Origin of the sequence: Companilactobacillus versmoldensis DSM 14857 = KCTC 3814 (genome assembly GCF_001434295.1) — a bacterium.
Classification (GTDB): Bacteria; Bacillota; Bacilli; order Lactobacillales; family Lactobacillaceae; genus Companilactobacillus; species Companilactobacillus versmoldensis.
In genome coordinates this window covers 67,896-86,310 of sequence record NZ_AZFA01000009.1, presented here as the reverse complement: position 1 = coordinate 86,310, position 18,415 = coordinate 67,896, and the positions used below count along the sequence as shown (strand labels likewise).

The 18,415-nt window shown below is 41.1% G+C and carries 17 protein-coding genes; 4 read left to right on the top strand and 13 right to left on the bottom strand.

The window, feature by feature from the left end:
• Positions 1-49: 49 nt before the first annotated feature.
• From FC27_RS06325 to FC27_RS06315, 3 genes are all read left to right on the top strand, one after another.
• Complete coding sequence (locus tag FC27_RS06325; protein WP_010624652.1) at positions 50-802, top strand: SGNH/GDSL hydrolase family protein; 753 nt, start codon at positions 50-52, stop codon at positions 800-802.
• Positions 803-817: 15 nt separating this feature from the next.
• On the top strand, positions 818-2,146 hold the full coding sequence (locus FC27_RS06320; RefSeq protein ID WP_010624653.1) for a zinc-ribbon domain-containing protein: 1,329 nt from the start codon (positions 818-820) through the stop codon (positions 2,144-2,146).
• A 107-nt stretch (positions 2,147-2,253) separates the two neighbouring features.
• Entirely contained in the window at positions 2,254-3,033 is a 780-nt protein-coding gene (locus tag FC27_RS06315) for a biotin--[acetyl-CoA-carboxylase] ligase (protein ID WP_010624654.1), read from the top strand.
• Here the strand turns inward: FC27_RS06315 and FC27_RS06310 are convergent.
• The 8 genes from FC27_RS06310 to FC27_RS06275 all read right to left on the bottom strand — a co-directional run bounded on the left by FC27_RS06310 (position 3,030) and on the right by FC27_RS06275 (position 10,188).
• Positions 3,030-4,223, bottom strand: a complete 1,194-nt coding sequence (locus FC27_RS06310) for an NRAMP family divalent metal transporter (RefSeq protein WP_029508187.1) — start codon at positions 4,221-4,223, stop codon at positions 3,030-3,032. The two genes, FC27_RS06315 and FC27_RS06310, sit on opposite strands and share 4 nt — an antisense overlap.
• Positions 4,224-4,273: 50 nt before the next feature.
• Complete coding sequence (locus tag FC27_RS06305) at positions 4,274-5,029, bottom strand: LamB/YcsF family protein (protein ID WP_010624656.1); 756 nt, start codon at positions 5,027-5,029, stop codon at positions 4,274-4,276.
• An 18-nt stretch (positions 5,030-5,047) separates the two neighbouring features.
• A complete protein-coding gene (locus tag FC27_RS06300; RefSeq protein WP_010624657.1) occupies positions 5,048-5,842 on the bottom strand; it encodes a putative hydro-lyase in 795 nt (264 codons plus the stop codon).
• Positions 5,843-5,859: 17 nt separating this feature from the next.
• Positions 5,860-7,167 (bottom strand): acetyl-CoA carboxylase biotin carboxylase subunit, encoded by a 1,308-nt coding sequence (locus FC27_RS06295; RefSeq protein WP_010624658.1) that lies wholly within the window; start codon positions 7,165-7,167, stop codon positions 5,860-5,862.
• A 10-nt stretch (positions 7,168-7,177) separates the two neighbouring features.
• Positions 7,178-7,585, bottom strand: coding sequence for an acetyl-CoA carboxylase biotin carboxyl carrier protein (locus FC27_RS06290; RefSeq protein ID WP_010624659.1), 408 nt, complete (start codon positions 7,583-7,585; stop codon positions 7,178-7,180).
• 14 nt (positions 7,586-7,599) lie between these two features.
• On the bottom strand, positions 7,600-8,616 hold the full coding sequence (locus FC27_RS06285) for a 5-oxoprolinase subunit C family protein (RefSeq protein WP_010624660.1): 1,017 nt from the start codon (positions 8,614-8,616) through the stop codon (positions 7,600-7,602).
• Positions 8,609-9,343 (bottom strand): 5-oxoprolinase subunit PxpB, encoded by a 735-nt coding sequence (gene pxpB / locus FC27_RS06280; RefSeq protein WP_010624661.1) that lies wholly within the window; start codon positions 9,341-9,343, stop codon positions 8,609-8,611. The genes FC27_RS06285 and pxpB overlap by 8 nt, the downstream gene beginning before the upstream one ends.
• 278 nt (positions 9,344-9,621) lie before the next feature.
• On the bottom strand, positions 9,622-10,188 hold the full coding sequence (locus tag FC27_RS06275) for a TetR/AcrR family transcriptional regulator (RefSeq protein WP_010624662.1): 567 nt from the start codon (positions 10,186-10,188) through the stop codon (positions 9,622-9,624).
• Between the two features lie 143 nt (positions 10,189-10,331).
• Between FC27_RS06275 and FC27_RS06270 the strand changes: the two genes are divergently transcribed.
• Positions 10,332-12,881 carry a YhgE/Pip domain-containing protein gene (locus FC27_RS06270; protein ID WP_010624663.1) on the top strand — a complete coding sequence of 850 codons (2,550 nt, stop codon included), beginning with the start codon at positions 10,332-10,334 and terminating at the stop codon, positions 12,879-12,881.
• Positions 12,882-13,088: 207 nt separating this feature from the next.
• On the opposite strand, the gene FC27_RS06265 is transcribed toward FC27_RS06270, so the two are convergent.
• The 5 genes from FC27_RS06265 to FC27_RS06245 are packed head-to-tail and all read right to left on the bottom strand — an operon-like array spanning position 13,089 to position 18,415.
• The gene (locus FC27_RS06265) at positions 13,089-14,237 is read right to left on the bottom strand and encodes an amidohydrolase (protein ID WP_010624664.1); all 1,149 of its coding nucleotides are present in this window, start codon (positions 14,235-14,237) and stop codon (positions 13,089-13,091) included.
• A gap of 9 nt (positions 14,238-14,246) precedes the next feature.
• Positions 14,247-15,551: an O-acetylhomoserine aminocarboxypropyltransferase/cysteine synthase family protein gene (locus FC27_RS06260; protein WP_010624665.1), complete on the bottom strand. Its 1,305-nt coding sequence runs from the start codon at positions 15,549-15,551 to the stop codon at positions 14,247-14,249.
• Between the two features lie 12 nt (positions 15,552-15,563).
• A complete protein-coding gene (locus FC27_RS06255) occupies positions 15,564-16,601 on the bottom strand; it encodes an ABC transporter substrate-binding protein (protein ID WP_010624666.1) in 1,038 nt (345 codons plus the stop codon).
• 27 nt (positions 16,602-16,628) lie between these two features.
• The gene (locus FC27_RS06250; RefSeq protein ID WP_010624667.1) at positions 16,629-17,387 is read right to left on the bottom strand and encodes an ABC transporter ATP-binding protein; all 759 of its coding nucleotides are present in this window, start codon (positions 17,385-17,387) and stop codon (positions 16,629-16,631) included.
• Positions 17,388-17,398: 11 nt separating this feature from the next.
• A complete protein-coding gene (locus FC27_RS06245) occupies positions 17,399-18,415 on the bottom strand; it encodes an ABC transporter permease (protein WP_010624668.1) in 1,017 nt (338 codons plus the stop codon).

The window sequence follows — 18,415 nt, the reverse complement described above, 5'->3', positions numbered from 1 at the left end:
AAAACAAAAGCCAGCGCTGGCTTGTTTTTTGACTCTTTTAGGGGTTCTTTTGATTATTTCCGGTTGTAATTCCCAATCGTCTAAATCAAAATCGAAACCACGGGCCAATAAAACCGAGCACAAGACTAAAACTAATAAAAAATCTGATCCGCAAAAGAAAACTATCGTTTCGGAATTGAAGGATTCTAAAAAGAATACTCTTACCTATTCACCCTTAGGTGATTCCTTATCAGTCGGCCTTTTGGCGGATACTAAAACCGATCGGTTCACGAGTCAATTTGCACGGACGTTGCAAAAAGAAACTGGTAAAACAGTCAAAGAAGCTGGTGCTTCGCAGATCGGTAAGACAGCAACTAACTTCGGTCTTCCGGTAATCCAAGCTATCATCGACCAAGATCCAGACATCGTGACTGTTGAATTCGGTACTAACGACGCCGCGGACGTCAACAATCCGCAAGCTTTGCCAAAATACCGCAGTTCGATCAAACAAATTCTTGACCAGCTACAATCGCAGACTCATGCTAAAATTATTTTGATGACTAGCTGGTCACCTAAAGATGGTCCTTACGTTGATAATGCTTTGCGTTTCGACAAGGTCATCCTTGATGAAGGTAAAAGTCGTCATTTGCCAGTGGTCAATTTAGCTGATATTTGGCAAAACGACTCACAAGTCACTGGTTCAACTAGTCAAGAAAGTCGTAATACTTGGGGTGGACGTCACGATAATCTTCATCCTAATCAACTTGGACATGACAAGATCGCCCAAGCGTTAAAAAAAGTCATCAATCAAAAGATCAAATAATTAAGGGGATATATTATGCCAGAAGGTAAACGATTTTGTCCAAATTGTGGTTTCCAAATCAAAGGTAAAGATGTTTTTTGCCCAAACTGTGGCCACGACATGCGCAAATCAATGAACGATTCAAATACTAATGGGGATCAACAAACACCTAAGCAGCCAGTTAACCAACAACCAAAAGCTCCTGCTCAACCTGTTCAAAATCAAGCACCACAACAGCCCCAACCTCAACCAATCCAAAATCAACAACCGAACGGATTTCCACAAAACCAAGCAAATGGTGATTTGCACTCTGGTCAAATGCCACCTGCACAAAAGCCGAAAAAGCATAAGTTTGTTTGGCTGATCCCGGTCGTGATCGTTTTGGTCATCTTGGTCGGTGGCTATTTTGGCGGTTCGATGCTTTTCGGTCGTTCAAGCCAAGCTAGTTCTTTGGCTAACGACATGAGCAGTGGTGACACCAGTAAAATGAGCAAGGTGGCGGTCGACAAAGATGGCAACCAATTGAATGCGAGTGAATTGAAGCCACTGAACAAATTGTACAAATCTGACAGTACGGCCAAATCGCAGGTCAAGCGGATCATTCAAAACGACAACGGCGATGCCAAAGCTGCTAATAACGTTTCCGACAACAATTTCAAATTGATCGAAGTTGGCAAATATTTGGGCATCTTCCCTAAATATAAGGTTCAATTGAAGCCGCAAACTATCACCATCGATACTAATGCCGATAATCCGACCGTCTTCGTTGATGGCCAATCCGCATCTACTTCAAAAACTAGCGACGGTTACATCGCCATCAAGAATAAGCTGCCTGGCCAATACAAGATAACCGTTGACGACGACAGTGATACTTCTTCTAAGAAAGTCACTGTCCCGCTAACTGGCGAACCTGAGTACAAACGGATCCATCTTGAGGAAGATACTGATTCCGATGACGACGATGACTCTGACGATGATGTCGATTTAAATAGCGCTGACAACGACGATGCAGCTGATTCCGATACTGACACGGATACAGATTCAGATTCAGATGATGATTACGACAGTGATGATGATGCTTCTGATAGTTCCGATTCTTCTGTCGATGACATTACACGTGACGATCTAATTGGTGATTGGACCGATGACCAAGATAACGATTTCTATTTTGATAGTGATGGTACTTATACTGGTAATGGTGACGATGACCAAGAAGGTGAATGGCACGTAACTTCTCACAGTGGCGATCATATCAAGGTCAACTTCAACAATGACGACGGTTCAACTGGTGGCTGGAGTGCTACCTTTACCTTTGATGACATCGATAGTATGCATAACGATCAAGGTAACTCCTTCACACGTTAATCACTTTAAACAATAAAAATTAAAATCAACTCAAATACCATCGAATTTGTTCAATTCGATGGTATTTTTGTCCCCTAATGCTATTCTTGATTTCTAAAGGAGAAAATATGACCAACAATCCAATCGACATTGAAAAAATCATCCAGTTTTACCCGAAAGCAGAACAACTTGAGCTGAGGTATTTTGAATCAATCGATTCAACTAATACATTTGCCAAAAATCATCAAGCTGAATTTAGCGACCAAAGACCGACTGTCTTAGTCGCTAATCAGCAAACCAACGGCTATGGACGTTTTAAAAGAGACTTCTATTCGCCAGCTGGCTCCGGGATCTATTTGACCTTAGTCTTACCGATCGAGCAAAAAATCATCCCTGGATTATGGACTTTAGGTACTGGCGTAGCGGTCGTTAAAGCTTTACAACAGTTCACCAACAATCAAAATATCAAGTTGAAGTGGATCAACGATATTTTGCTCAACGATCATAAATGCGGTGGTATCCTGGCTGAATCGATCAGCGACTCGGCAGGAAAAATCACTAAAATCGTCATCGGCGTCGGTTTGAACATCAATACTTCGATATTTCCAAGTGAACTTCAAAATATTGCCAAAAGTATTACCGAAGAATCAGAAGTTGACCGCAATCAAATCATTGCTTTACTGCTGGAACAATTTTTCCAATTAGATTTTCGGACCAACAGCTTTTTGAACGACTATCGTCAATTCTGCGATACCCTGGGTAAAAAAATTCAAGTTATCAATGGCAAGCAAGAAATCGTTGGTATCGCTGACGATATTTTGCCAGATGGTTCATTGGTCGTTTTTGACGACAAAAAAAATCGCCACGTGATCAACAGTGGCGAAGTTTCGAAGATTTATTTTGATTAAAACAATTTGATGACTGCTTCTACACTGGCGTAAGCCATGAATAGTACGACGATCCATCCGGTGATCGATAGTAATAATGGATGATGATAACTTCCGGTGATCTTCTTTTTCATGGTAGCAATCAACAAGATGGCCAATGATATTGGCAAGATGAAGCCGTTGATAGCACCAACGACGACTAAGATCTTAGCTGGTTGGCCGATAAAATAGAATATTGCGGCAGAAATAATGATGAAGCCCATAACGAATAGCCGATTATATTTGGCTATTTTTTCTTGGGCGCGGGCATTTTCGGTATAGTTCAAAAACGAGATCGAAGTAAATGTTGAACCTAACGTCGATGTCATTCCGGCAGCAAATAATAAGATACCGAAGAACTTATAACCGAAGTTTCCGGCAGCGTATTTGAAGATCGAGGCTGCGGGGTTAGATGGATCTAATTTGTAGCCCATCGTAACGACGGCAAGTCCGGCTAAGAATAGTAAGACCCGAATCAAGGAAGCAACACCGATACCGGTCAAAGCTCCTTGATTAACGTACTTCAATTCTTTTTCGCCTTTCATTCCACCTTCGATCAGTCGATGGCCTCCGGAAAAGGAAATGTAGCCACCAACGGTACCACCGACGATAGTAACGATCGAATAAAAGTCGATGTTCGTTGGCATAAACGTATGGGTTACCGCTGCTTGATAAGGGACCGACATGACACAGATGATGTAGATCAAAATAGCAATTTTGACTACGGCTAAAACCTGAACTGTATGGTCCATAACCGTCATTGCATTTTTGGCAACAAAGACTGCGATAGCAATACAAGCAGCGATAACGGCACCATTTTCGGGCGAGATGCCGAACAAAACATTCAGACCGAGTCCCGCTCCGCCGATATTACCGATGTTGAACAATAAACCACCAGCGGCAACTAAGAAAGATAGTACATATCCCAAACCAGGCAGGACCTCATTAGCTATCACCTGAGCTCGTTTTCCACTGACGACGATGATCCTCCAGACGTTTAGCTGGACGACGAGGTCGACGATGATGCACAGCAGGATGGCGAATCCAAAGTTTGCGCCCATTTGACCGGTGAAGGTGGCTGTCTGTGTTAAAAATCCTGGTCCAACGGCGGCCATGGCCATTAGAAAGGCTGCTCCCATGGCTATGCTGCGCGATGAACGTTTTTTGGTCATTTTTTATCTACGAATTCTGTTTCTTTTTTCATCAGCAAGTCGACCTATTCTTAATTTTTAAAGGGTGTGATTTCGATATTTGCGGCGGTGAGGGTCTTTCTTAATTCCTCAACGATATCGAGTGCGGCACGATTGTCGCCATGGACACAGATTGTATCGGGTTTTAAGGGGATCTTTGTCCCGTCTAAGCCGATGATCTCTTGATTCTCAATCATCTTTTGGACTCGCTCGGCAACTTTTTTAGGTTCCTTGATGACGGCATCAGGTAAACTACGACTGACTAAAGTCCCGTCAGCGTTATAGTTCCGATCTCCGAAGGCCTCTTGTGCGTATGGGATACCAACTTCTTTGGCAGCACTGATCAACTCGCTATTGGCCAAGCCATAGATAGGAATGTTTTCATCGACTTGTGCGATTCCTTTACAAATGGCAACGGCTAAATTGTGATCCTTTGCGGCCATATTGTACAAAGCCCCATGTGGCTTAACGTGTTGCAATTTTTTATCACTGGTGAAAGCTAATAATGCTCCCACTTGATAAGTGACCATGTGTTGAACTTCGTCAGGCTTCATAGCCATCTGACGGCGACCAAATCCTTGCAGATCAGGAAAACCTGGATGGGCACCGACTCCTACGCCAGCTTCTTCAGCTAGTTTGACAGTCTGAGCCATCACATCCGGATCGCCAGCGTGATATCCGCAAGCAATATTGACTGAACTTACTAAAGGAATAATCTCGGAATCTTTTCCCAAACTGTATCTACCAAAGCTTTCACCTAAGTCACTATTCATATCAATTTTTGTCATATTATCCCCCTATTTAACTTACATATATTTAAGTGTGGTATTTTTGACGTCTGTCACTAACATATGACCAGGCGCATGCGTGATCACAAAATCAGGTTTGGTCTGCATGATAACGTTCTGTGGCGTCACTCCGCAGGGCCAAAAGACTGGCACTTCGCCTGGTTTGATCGTAACCGCATCGCCATAATCAGGATGGTCGATATCATTAATACCGATCTGTTCAGGGTCACCGATCTGGATCGGAGCTCCGTGAACTTTCGGCATCGCATTAGTCACTCGAACTGCCGTGACCACCTGTTCTTCAGGAATCGGACGCATACTAACGACCATATTGCCGTGGAACCTGCCAGCCGATTTCAAAGGGATATTCGTGTCATACATCGGCACGTTGACGCACTCAGAAATATTTCTGACCTCGATGCCAGCTTGCAGTAATTCCTCTTCGAACGAAAAGCTACAGCCAATCAAAAAACTGACCAAGTCGTCACGCCAGAAATCAGTCACGTCGTTAACTTCTTTGACCATGTCACCATGTTCATAAATCCGATACTTCGGAAAATCACGTGCGATATCCACGTCAGTCGCCATTTCCGTCAGCTTTTTGCTCCCAACATCGCTCACTTCCAAGACTGGACAAGGTTTGGGATTTCGTTGAGTGAAAAGCAAAAAGTCATATGCTAAATCTTTAGGCAAGACCACTAAGTTAGCTTGCGTAAAACCAGCCGCCAAACCACTAGTGTTGCCACTGTATTCATTTTGTCTAATTAAATGTCTTAACTCTAAAGGTGTCAGTGTCGTTAAATCTTTTAACATATTCAATGCCTCCGTATCTAATTGGCGAGCTTATCTAACCAACCAATATCGGTATGATTTATTCGATAATCTGGTTCTTGGATCACTTGGATCAAAAAATCTAAGTTAGTTTTAATACCGCCGATGACAGTCTTATCTAAGGCAGCTTCCATTTGTTTGATGGCCGTTTCGCGATCACTTCCATAAGAAATGACCTTGGCGATCATCGAATCATAATTAGCGGGGACAAAATAGCCTTGATATAGTGCACTATCAGTCCTGATCCCGTGGCCCGCTGGCAGATGCAAAGCATCGATCTTACCAGCGGTCTTAGCATTGATCCGACATTCTAAAGCAAAATTGTGCCGGTCGATCTCAGCAAAGGGAATCGGTTCTCCTTGAGCAATCTTGATCTGCAGGTCCACTAGATCAACATCAGCGGTCAATTCAGTGATCGGATGCTCGACTTGGACTCTGGTGTTCATTTCCATAAAGTAAAATTTGCCCGGTCCATCAAAGAGAAATTCCATCGTACCTAAGCCTTCATAATTAATATCTTCAGCGGCTTTGACTGAAACGTCGTACATTTCTTGCCGAGTCTGTTCATCTAACGTACTGGCTGGGGCTTCTTCGATAACTTTTTGATGGCGTTGCTGCAAACTGCAATCACGTTCACCAATAGCAATCGCATTACCAAATTGATCAGCCGCCACCTGAACTTCAATATGTCGTGGATGAGCCAAAAATTTTTCTAAATACATATGTCCGTCACCAAAGGCTGCTTTCGCCTCAGCTTGAGCAAGCTCAAATTGGGTATCAAATTCTTTTTCCGACTCGATGACCCGCATACCTTTGCCTCCACCACCAGCAGAGGCTTTCAACATCACCGGATAGCCGATTTCTAAGGCGGCTTTTTTAGCATCCGCTTCGTCTAAGAAATCAGTTTCCGTTCCCGGAATAACGGGTACACCCGCTTTGATCATCGTTTCACGGGCCGCCGCTTTTTCACCCATGATCGAGATCACGTGTGAGCTGGGTCCGATAAACTTGATGTTCTGCTCTTCGCAAAGCTTGGCAAAATCAGCATTTTCAGAGAGAAATCCATATCCTGGGTGGATGGCATCCGCGTGGGTTATTTGTGCTGCGGCGATCAATGCTTGTTGGTTCAAGTAGCTATCTTCTGGATTTGGTCCGCCGATGCAAACAGATTCGTCAGCCATGGCGACGTGCATCGCTTGTTTATCAGCGGTTGAATAGACCGCTACGCTAGTGATGTCTTGTAATTTGCAGGCGCGGATGATCCTGACAGCTATCTCGCCTCGATTGGCGATCAATATTTTTTTCAAAACCGACACCTCAATCCTTCAACGTGAACAATGGTTGATCATATTCGACTGCATCTCCATTGGTGACGAGTACTTTGTCGATAGTTCCACTGAGATCAGATTTGATCTCATTCATCATTTTCATAGCTTCGATGATCCCAACGACTTGGTCTTTCTCGACTTTGTCGCCAGCTTTGACTAAGGGAGCTTTATCTGGTTGCTCAGAAGTATAAAAGGTACCAACGAATGGTGCTTTTATAACTTTTTTAGCTGTTTTTTCTGGTTCAAAAGTTTTAGCTTCAACTGGAGCGGTTGCTGGAGGCACATTTGATATTTGTTTTTCTAAAACGATATGACCTGACTTGTCTTCTACTTCTAGATGGCTTAAATCAGAGTCATTCAATAATTTGATCAATTTTTTAATTCTGTCTATTTCCATTTTGGTAATCCCTTCTACTTATTTGCGCGAATCAATTCGGCAATTTTAATAGCATTACGTCTGATCGGCCCAATCGGCTCTCGATAACGATTGGAATACCAATTTTCAAAAGTATCGTTGAGGATTTTTTGTTGAGCTACTAAGGCTTGAGTGGCCGATTTCATATCAGTCTCAACAAACTTGAAAGCTTCACCTGACCTCATTTGAACGAATCTATTCAAATCAGCTCTGATGATCGTGGCGATTACTGGATAGCCTCCAGTTGTCTGACGATCTGCTAGTAAAACGATTGGACTGCCATCGCGGGTAATCTGAACATTTCCAAAAACAGTTCCTTCAGATAAGAGACTTTTTTCCGGGACTGGCAATTTGTTGCCTTTTAAACGATAGCCCATTCGATCCATCTGGCCCGATAGTTGATGTTCCTGCTCAATGAATTGTTGTTGGGCTTCTTCAGAAAACATCTGCCAATGTGGTCCCTTAACGAAATGGATCGTCTGAATGTGTTCCGGTTCAATCGCAATTTTTCGAGCTTGTAGGCTTGGCATAACAACACTGTCACGAATTGGGACTGAATCCCCAGTTTGTAAAGCACGTCCATCAAGTCCACCCATATTAGTTCTTAAAGTCGTCGAGCGACTATCAAGAACTGGTTCAGTAATTACTCCACCATTTGAAAAAGCTAAATGTCCATAATTACCACTGGTCATTTGACCGATTTTTAAAATAGAGCCGGAGTTTACCTTGACGACCTCATTTTGTTTGATGGGTCGGTCATTTAATGTTGCTTGAACCTTTCCTCCAGTGATGGCAATAAAGGAATCGCAATTAAAATACAAACTCGGTCCAACTTGAACATATTCTAACGAGGCTGAATTACGATGATTATTCACTAAAAGATTCGCTAGTTTATAGCTGAATTTATCCATCGCGCCTGACTCAGGAAAACCTTCAATCTGATGACTCGGTCGGCCAAGATCTTGGACTGTAGTCGAAAGACCTGGTTGGATGACTTTAACGAAATTAGCCATTATTTTCTCCACCTTCCTGAATAATCTTCAATTGATAATCGCCCTTTTGGTCCTCTACTTGGATCTTTTTAAATTCAGTTTCATCGACTGCTTTAAAGCGGACGTAATCTCCAGAATGATATTTCAAAACTGGGTTACTAGGATCATAAAGTTTGATCGGCGTCCGGCCTAATAATCGCCAACCGCCTGGTGAGTCGACTGGATACATCCCAGTTTGAGCACCCGCGACACCGACACTTCCAGCAGCAATCACCTTTCGTGGAACCTTTAATCTTGGCATCGCAATTTGTTTAGGAACTGAACCCATGTAAGCAAACCCGGGGAGAAATCCCATCATATAAATGAAATAATCAGTCCCAGTGTGCAATTTGATCAATTCCTCGACACTAACTTTTCCGTAATTGGCAACATCTTGCAAATCAGGACCATACTCCAAGTTATAGCAAACGGGCAGCTCAATAATTGATCTGCCCGTCTTTTTATCCTGATTTGCATTTAAAATAATTTCATCGATTTGGTCGACCAGATCTTGATAAGAAGTTAAATCAAAATCATAGTTGACGGTTAACGTATGATAGGCAGGTATGATGCCCGTAACGCCAATAGCCTTTTGGTCGATTAGTTGTCGGGCGATGTCTTGAATCAATTCATTTTCTTCAACGTTGATTTGCTCGGGAAACTCGACTTCTAAGGACTGCTCGCTTACTTGAAAATAAGAATAATTCATGACGTTACTTCCTCCCTTTGATTAAAAATAAATTAAATTAACTGTAATATTATTTCTCGTATCATTCAATACGATATCTAGATTAATACTAACTTTACTCGTTAAGACTACTCTTAGCAATTATTAGAAACCCGTACTGGCAATTTTTATCAGCATTATTTCATCCAAATCAATAAAGCAAACATTAGAAAAAAATAAAAATCCAATACGGTCTATATATCATAGCGTATTGGCTTTATAATTATATTAATGAAAGGGCGGTGATTTTGGCTGAATTATTATCGAACGAAAGTTTGTAGTCCACTATGATTCAACCTCACTAAATAGTCTTTGAATTCTTCTTTCGTAAAGTGAACTTGTTTCCGATCGTACATCCGAAAAAGCATGGTCGTATTGCGGATCATGAAACTTGCACAGATCTTTGCATCTGTCGAAGTAATATGATACGAAGCTTCGATTGAATTGGCGAACCCTTCGGCAACTTTGGATTCGACTTTACGAGACAAAAAACTATATTCATCTGACATCAAAATAAATGTGTAAAATTCCCTTGACTGCTCAAAGAAGTCAAAAAGTTTTTCAAAAATATTCCCTGGTTCAATTTTAAAATCTTCAAATTTCTCAGAGTTGATGATCCGCAAAAGAGCGCTCGACAATTCCTCAACAAAGGTATTCAGAAAGTCGTCGATTGACTCATAATGCAGGTAAAATGTTTTCCGATTAACTCCGGCTTCTTCAGTCAATTTTTTTACAGTCAGTTCGTTATAGCTATTCGTTTTAGCTAATCTTCGAAAAGTTGATCGTAATGCTTGATTCGTCCTTTGGACGCGTTTATCGATTGTCATATTGATTATTTTCTCCGTAATTTTGAAAAAAAATATAAATAATTACCACATTTATATTTTGTGTGGTTGAATTTTGATTCTATACCTTATATTATCATTACTACACACTCTGTGTATTATTTTTTCCAAAAAGGAGGATTTTTATGATTCGTGCAGAATGGGAATACCTCAAGAAGCACAAATTCATGTCAATCGTCTTGATTGCGATAATCTTTATTCCTTCTATATATGCGGTCACATTTCTAAAATCCATGTGGGATCCCTATGGCGAACTAGAAAACATTCCCGTAGCTGTCGTGAACGAGGACAGGTCAACTACTTATAATGGAACGAAACTAGATGTCGGTAAAGACCTGACAAAAAACCTGAAGAAATCCGATGCAATGGATTTCGAAATCACCAGCAAGAAAAAAGCCCAAGATGGTCTAAATACCGGGAAGTATTACATGACCATCACCATCCCGAACAACTTCTCTAAAAACGCAACTACTTTGCTAAACAAGAAGCCAAAGAAGATGGAATTGCATTATAAGACCAGTGCGGGACACAATTACATTGCTTCAAAAATGACCTCTTCAGCCGCTGATAAAGCTGCCGAAAACGTCTCAAAAGAAGTAACGCACACTTATTCCAAGACGATGTTTTCTTCAATCAAGCAGCTCAGTAACGGAATGTCCAAAGCTGCTAAAGGTAGCAAAAAGTTAGGCGATGGTACTTCACAACTAGTGTCAGCCAACCAGCAAATGACGACTGGATTGGATCAGTTAGCCTCCTCTTCTCTGACTTTTGAGGATGGAGCCAATACTCTCAACAATGGTTTGAATACCTATATCAGTGGCGTTTCATCTGCTTCCTCAGGTAGTCAAACCCTTGCTAGTGGATTGAATCAATTAAATGGCAATACTAGTAGCCTTTCTTCTGGAGTTAATCAATTAGCTGATGGAAGTTCTTATCTAGCAACTGGTGTTCAAAGCTACACCAACGGAGTTGGACAAATAAATTCTGGTGCTAATTCGCTTAGCTCTGGTTCGAATCAACTTGCCAATGGAGCGAATACATTGGCAAGTAATGCCGATACCCTCAATTCAGGGTTAGGTCAAATTTATTCCGCAAGTAATGAATTGACCCAACAACTGAAAAATATTGGCAATGGTAATACGAGTTCTAGTCAATTGAATCAAGTCAGTGGTTCAATTGATAGTTTGCAAGGTCAACTTGACAGTAGCACTTCCACCCAAGTAGCGGCTGTTAAAGAAGATTTAGCAACATTGCAACAAGCTATTGATAACCAAGGTTCCAATCAAACCTCTGGTATCAAAGATCGTTTAGCTGCGACTGCTGATCAGCAGGGATTATCCGCTGACCAAAAGGCAGCCATGCTGGCAGCTGTCGATGACACAAGTTCGACTACTTCTGACAACTCTGCTTTGAAAAATTCAGCCGCTGCTTTAAGCTCCGACTTGAATAGCCTTACAGCTGCCCAAAGTGGTGTTAGTTCAAATCTGTCGACAGTCGTTTCTCAGCTTGCTAGTGCTTCTGAACAATTGACCGGACAGATCCAATCGGCCTCAAACGGTATGGGTCAACTTAGTTCCAGAATCAATAGTTTGTCAGCAAGCAGTAATCAATTAGCTTCTGGTGCTAATCAAGTTTCAGCTGGTACGGTTCAGTTGATGAACAACAGTGCTAGTCTCAACAGTGGCGCTCAACAGTTGAACAGTGGTTTAACTTCGTTGAACGGTCAGGTGCCTACTTTGACAAGTGGTATCTCACAATTGAGCAGTGGTGCTGACCAGTTGAATTCTGGTTTGTCCGAATTGGATGCTAATGGTGCTCAACTTACTTCTGGTGCCAGTCAGTTAGCTAGTGGTGCTTCGCAGATCTCAAGTGGTAGTCAACAACTTCAATCTGGCTCGACCCAAATGGGCACGGGACTTGATCAAGTTAATGATGGTTCTACTGATCTGACGACACAACTTTCTAACGGTGCGAAAAAATCTAAGGTCAACCCCACAAAATTGACCTATGACCAAGTCGCACAACCTACCTCAACTAAGCACACAGAACGTGATAAAGCACCAAACAACGGAACTGGTATGGCTCCTTACATGATTTCTGTATCACTTTTCGTTGGTGCCTTAGCATTCAACCTGATGTTCGACCTCTACACTCCTCGGAAATATCCGAAGAGTGGTATGGGCTGGTGGGCCAGCAAGGCATCCCTTAAGACAGGATTTGCCTTGGCGGAAAGTATCATTGTTTATGTACTTCTCCGCTTGATCGATGGTCTAGCTCCGATCCATCCATTTGCCACGTTGGTTATGATTTTCCTAACCGGATTCACCTTTATGGAGATAGTCTCCTGGTTGAATCTCGTAATTGGCAAAGTCGGGGCATTCATAAGTATGATACTACTGGTACTACAACTTGGCGGATCCGCCGGGACATACCCCATCCAGTTGTCTGACGGTTTCTTCCAAGCCATCAATCCATGGTTGCCAATGACCTACTCCGTAACCGGACTCAGAGATACTCTGATGACCGGGAACTCAGCTTTGCCAGAAATGTTAGTCTTACTAATAATTGGACTAGTCTTCATGGGCTTGACCATGTTGTTCTACATCAGAAGAAGATCACGGATCAAACAAATGGATTTCTCAGAAGAATCATCAGAAGATTCATCCTTAGTTTAAAAATCGTAACCCAAAGAAAACTCCCATATATTGTTAATAGGTAAGAGTTTTTGGTGATCCCCCTCACAACAGGTCAATTATCAAACAAGGAAATCTTTTGAAATGATTACTCGTATTACCCCTATTTATCCGCTCGAAACAATCCTCCCCATTGTTTTATGAGCATAAATAAAGCATCCTTTTCAGGATGTTTTTTTGTATTTAATTTTATTTCAATTGTGACAGTAAACTGTAAGCACTCTCGACAAAGTACTTGATAGCCGTTTGAATTGTCTCATCTGACCCAATATAATGAGGATCATGAACGCCCACTGCTTGCGGATCACCATTTGAACCAATAAATGCAAACGTTCCTGGAATAATTTGCTCAAATGTAGCAAAATCTTCGGCTGTCATGGTCTCGACAGGTTTTTCAACTTCTAATGACAAGCCATTTTTAACGATTGAAGTTATTTTTTCGTCATTATTCACCGGATGTGCCCCTGTAGTCCAATCAATATCTGCCTTTTGATTGAAGGCTGAAGATATATCATTAACTATTTTAAAGAGTCTTCTTTTGACTAATTCTGTATCTTCATCGTAAAAGGTTCTTACTGTTCCTTCTAAAACAGCCATTTCTGGTAACACATTCCAAGTCTCACCAGCATTCACTTTCGTAACACTGACAACGACTGAATGGAATGGATTGTTATTGCGGCTAACGATAGTTTGTAACTGGGAAATGATTGCAGCTTGAGTAACGACAACATCGGTTCCTTCCTGTGGCTGTGCCGCATGAGTTCCCGCGCCATGTAATGTAATCACAAAATGATAACATCCAGCCATCAATGGACCTTTCTTCATGGCTATAATTCCTGGCTTGAGTGTCGGCATATTATGAAAGCCCACAATTGCATCTACTCCTTTGAGAACATTTTTTTCGATGACTTGATCGCCACCATGACCAACTTCTTCTGCTGGTTGAAACAGCAAATCAATCGTCCCATTAATTTTTTCTTTGTGTTGATTCAATAAATATGCTGCACCTAACAAACTGGATAAATGAATATCATGACCACAAGCATGCATTACTCCAGTATTTTGGGACTTATACGACAAATTTGTTTTCTCTTCAATCGGCAGTGCATCAATATCTGCTCGTAAAGCAATCGTTGGACCAGGATAGTCCCCCTTAATTTGAGCGAGTAAACCTTTATTAAGTTTGGTTGGAACGACTGGAATATCCCATTTATTTAAAATTTCGATGATTTTTTTGGTAGTTTTAAATTCCTGATTAGATAGTTCCGGATATTCATGAAAATAATGACGCAATTTAACTATTTCAGGCAAAATATCTTGTTCTTTTTCTTTCAGCATATAATCACCTCACTTGAAGGTTTTATTAATCGCATTATCTAAACCTTTTATTAAGTCATCGCTGTCCTCTAGACCAATCGAAAGTCTAAGTAACTGATTGTTGATGCCATCTTTTAGTCGTCTTTCTTCTGGTACTTCTCGATGTGTTATCTTACTTGGATTAACGATCAAAGACCGGCTATCACCAACATTTGGTAGATATAAGAATAATTCCATTGAATCAATTAATTTGTCAGTGTCTTCGGACGAACCATCTAATTCAAATGACAAAATAGAACCAATACCTTTAGGAAAATATTTTTGAGCTAATTCATATTGGTTTGATGCAGGCAACCCAGGATAGTAAACCCTTTTGACGTGTGGATTATTGTTAAGATATTCAGCAATTTTCTTGCCGGTAGCGACTTCTTTATCCAATCGTTCACTAATCGTTTCAAGTCCTAACATCTCAAGATAGGCATCAAATGGTCCTAAAACTGCTCCCATCAATCGGAGATATTTCATTCGTAGACGCTTGATAAAGGCCTGATTTCCATAAACATTAGCGAAGGAATAGTTAGTTGGATACTTAGAATTTTTCAAAGAATATTCTGCTTCGTAAAATTGAGGGAATTTGTCCTTAGACCAGTCAAACTTACCGCCATCAACCACTAATCCTGAGACAACATTGCCGTGTCCATTGATTCCTTTAGTTGATGAGTAGACTACTAAATCAGCTCCAAATTTGATTGGTTGAAATAAATACGGCGTTGAAAAAGTATTATCAATAATTAAAGGAATCCTAGATTCATGAGCCACTTTGGCCAATTCTTCGACATCGGTTATGTTAATGATTGGATTCGAAACACTTTCAGCATAAATTGCTTTAGTGTCTGGTTTGATTAGACTTTTAATCCGCTCAATATCGTTAATGTCCTCGACTAGATCAAATATAATCCCGTATTTTGGAAATAAGGTCTGAAATTCATCTAGTGCAGCCCCATAAATATCATAGGGAGCAATGATTCTACCGCCACCCTCTGCAACGTTAAGGATTGTATATGTGATGGCTGCCATTCCTGAACCAACAGCCACACTATCAATTCCTCCATCTAGTTCAGCGATTCTCTGCTCCAGAGTATGTACCGTTGGGTTACCAACTCGAGAATAAGTAAAAGAATCACTCACTAAACCAGCAGCAACTTCTGCACCCTCAGCAGCCGTTCCCAAGCTAAAGGCAGTTGATTGGTAAATCGGAATTTGGGCTGCATTATTGTGTTTTTTGGGATCATAACCACCATGAATACGGACCGTATCAAATTTTTGCTTGCTCAAAACATTTCCCTCCTAGTCGTCGTAATAAGCTTGTTCAACTAATTTGTTAATATCAGTGTCTTCTTTTAAAAATCCAGCTTTCTTTAATTGCTCAGCATAGAACTTCACATCAGATTTACCCTGTGATTTTTTCAACCCAAAGTGATAGCTAGCAATTAAATTTGACACGTTTTCTTCATTTACGAATTTACTAGAAGAGACATAATTCTTCTTCAACAGGATCGATGCAGTTTCCTTAGGATGTTCGTCAATCCAAGCAGCGGCTTCTTGATAAGCTTTTTGAATTGCTTTAGCTTTCTTAGGATTTTGCTTAGTCAATTTGTCAGAAAGATATAGATAACAACACGAGGCATTTTTTTTCATTCCCATCTTCTCCATCTTGTTGCTACCTGAATGATTATTGTTATCAACAATAATCCTGAAATGTTTTTCTTTGATTGCTTGATAAGAATAAGGATCGACTGTACCAATAGCATCAACCTGACCCTTTTCTGCTGATTTAGCGAGTAGATCAGAATCATATGTTTTCCAGGTAACATCCGATTTTGGATCAATACCTGAATTTTGCAAAGCAATCGATGCCACAAATTGAGGAGTTGACCCTTGTCCAGGTGTAGCAATAGTCTTCCCCTTTAAGTCTTTCACGGATTTAATCGGTGAATCTTTTGGGACCAACACTTGGACACAGCCTTGATGAATCCCCCCCGCTGCTTGGATTTGAGCTCCATTTTGAATAGCAGGCAGGTATTGAAAGTCCCCATTTAAAGCATCGTACTTCCCACTAGTAAAACCAGCTTCTAAATCAGAAATATTCGTTGGTTTCGCAACTAAACTAGCTTTTAAACCATTTTTCTTAAAGAAACCTTTTTCATAAGCTATATAGTTAGGGGCGCCACAAATTGAACCATTTTTTGCAGGTATCGTGATCGACCCATTTTCATAACCACCAGATTTGTTGCTGGCGGAATTTGCTTGTTTTCCACATCCTGAAATAACAATTGCAAAAATTAACAATCCGAGAATGCTAATAACGGTACGTTTTATCTTCAATTTGTTTCCCCCCAATATAAATCTCGTTTAAGTTTCATTCACACCAAAATTAAGCTTATCTTGAATCTCACGTCGAAAATTCAAAAATTCGTCGCTGGTCCTATTACGTGGAAAGTCGAGTGGATTATCGACGATCTCCTTGATTTTGCCTGGTCTTGGTGTCATCACAACGATCTGTGTCCCTAAATAAATTGCCTCATCAATATCGTGGGTCACTAGGATCATGGTTGTTTTTGTCTGCTTCCAGACCTTTTGGATAACGTCTTGAACATCCGCTCTAGTAAAAGCGTCCAAAGCCCCCATTGGTTCATCCAAAAGCAACAACTCTGGTTTCAAAACTATCGAACGAGCTAATGCTGCCCGTTGAGCCATACCACCAGAGACTTGATGAGGATAAGCAGACTCAAAGCCCTTCAAGCCCATCAAATCAATGTATTGGTCGACTAATTCATGGTCATAATCATGCCCGTGAATCGCCTTGAGTCCCGAACTGATATTTTCGCGGATCGTCTCCCAAGGAAACAAACTCCCATGTTGGAAAACGTAGCCTCGGGAAACATCTGGTTCAGTGATCAACTTCCCATCTACGGAAACTTGACCATTCTCAGGAGTGTCCAAGCCTGAGATCAATCGCAAAAGGGTAGTTTTGCCACACCCCGATGGCCCAATAATCGAAATAAACTCCCCTGATCCGACCTTCAAATTAATATCCTTTAAAACATTGATCTTTTGTCCGTTGTTGTCATGGAGGACTCGATCAACATCTTTAATCGCAAGTTGTACCATAATAGTTCCTCCTAATTAGTCTTTTGACGCCAACGTAGACTGTATTCTTGAACCTTGTTCAAAAATGAAAAGATGACTGAGAACAAGATGGCCATAATAACGATGGCTGCGTAAACTTGGGTATAGTTACCGACACCTTTGGCCCAGTTGATGTACCAACCCAAGCCGACTTTAGCACCGATCATTTCTGAAATAACTAACATGGTAAATGACAGGCCCATAGCTGTAAAAATACCGATGAAGATGTTGGGCAGTGCACCAGGTATAACAATTTTTCTTAAAATCTGTGACTCAGTAAATCCTAATGTTTTGGCTGACTCAAAGTAATTTTCGGAAATACTTTGCACGCCTCCGATAGTCATGAAGGCGACTGGGAACCAAACGGAAAAGGCAATCAAGAATATTTCAGCTAAATAACTAGTTGGGAAGATCACCATGGTCAAAGGCATCCAAGCGGCAGCTGGGATAATACCGATGACTTTCAAATATGGGAAAGCCCAATAATTGAACTGGCGATAGCGTCCCATGAATAATCCTAAAGCGACTCCGATAACAGTACCAATGATGAAACTGATCAACCAAAGTCCTAATGAAGACCAAGTTGAAGCTAATAATAAAGCGTGGTCAGTTTTCATTTGGTCTAATATTTGGGCGAAACTGACGAAAAATGGCTGTTTGACGATGGCATATTTTTCAGTCAGCAGATCTTGAACGACCAGTAAAAGTCCAATTGAGGCATTCAATTGGGCAAAATGCCCACTATACAACCTGACTTTGCCATGGATAAATGATCCAGCGATATAAACTGCTGCTAAATAAACGAAATAAATCACCAAAAACCAACGATAAGTGCCATTGCTGACGTACTCTTGTGACGGTACGACCTGATTGACGATATAAGCCAAAACGATGGTCAACAAACTAGCGATATTCCAGCGAGTTTGATACGGTTTCCAATATTTGGCTTGAGTTTTTGTTTCAACGTTTGTCTTCTTAGATTCTTTAGTTGATACAACGGATTCCAACAT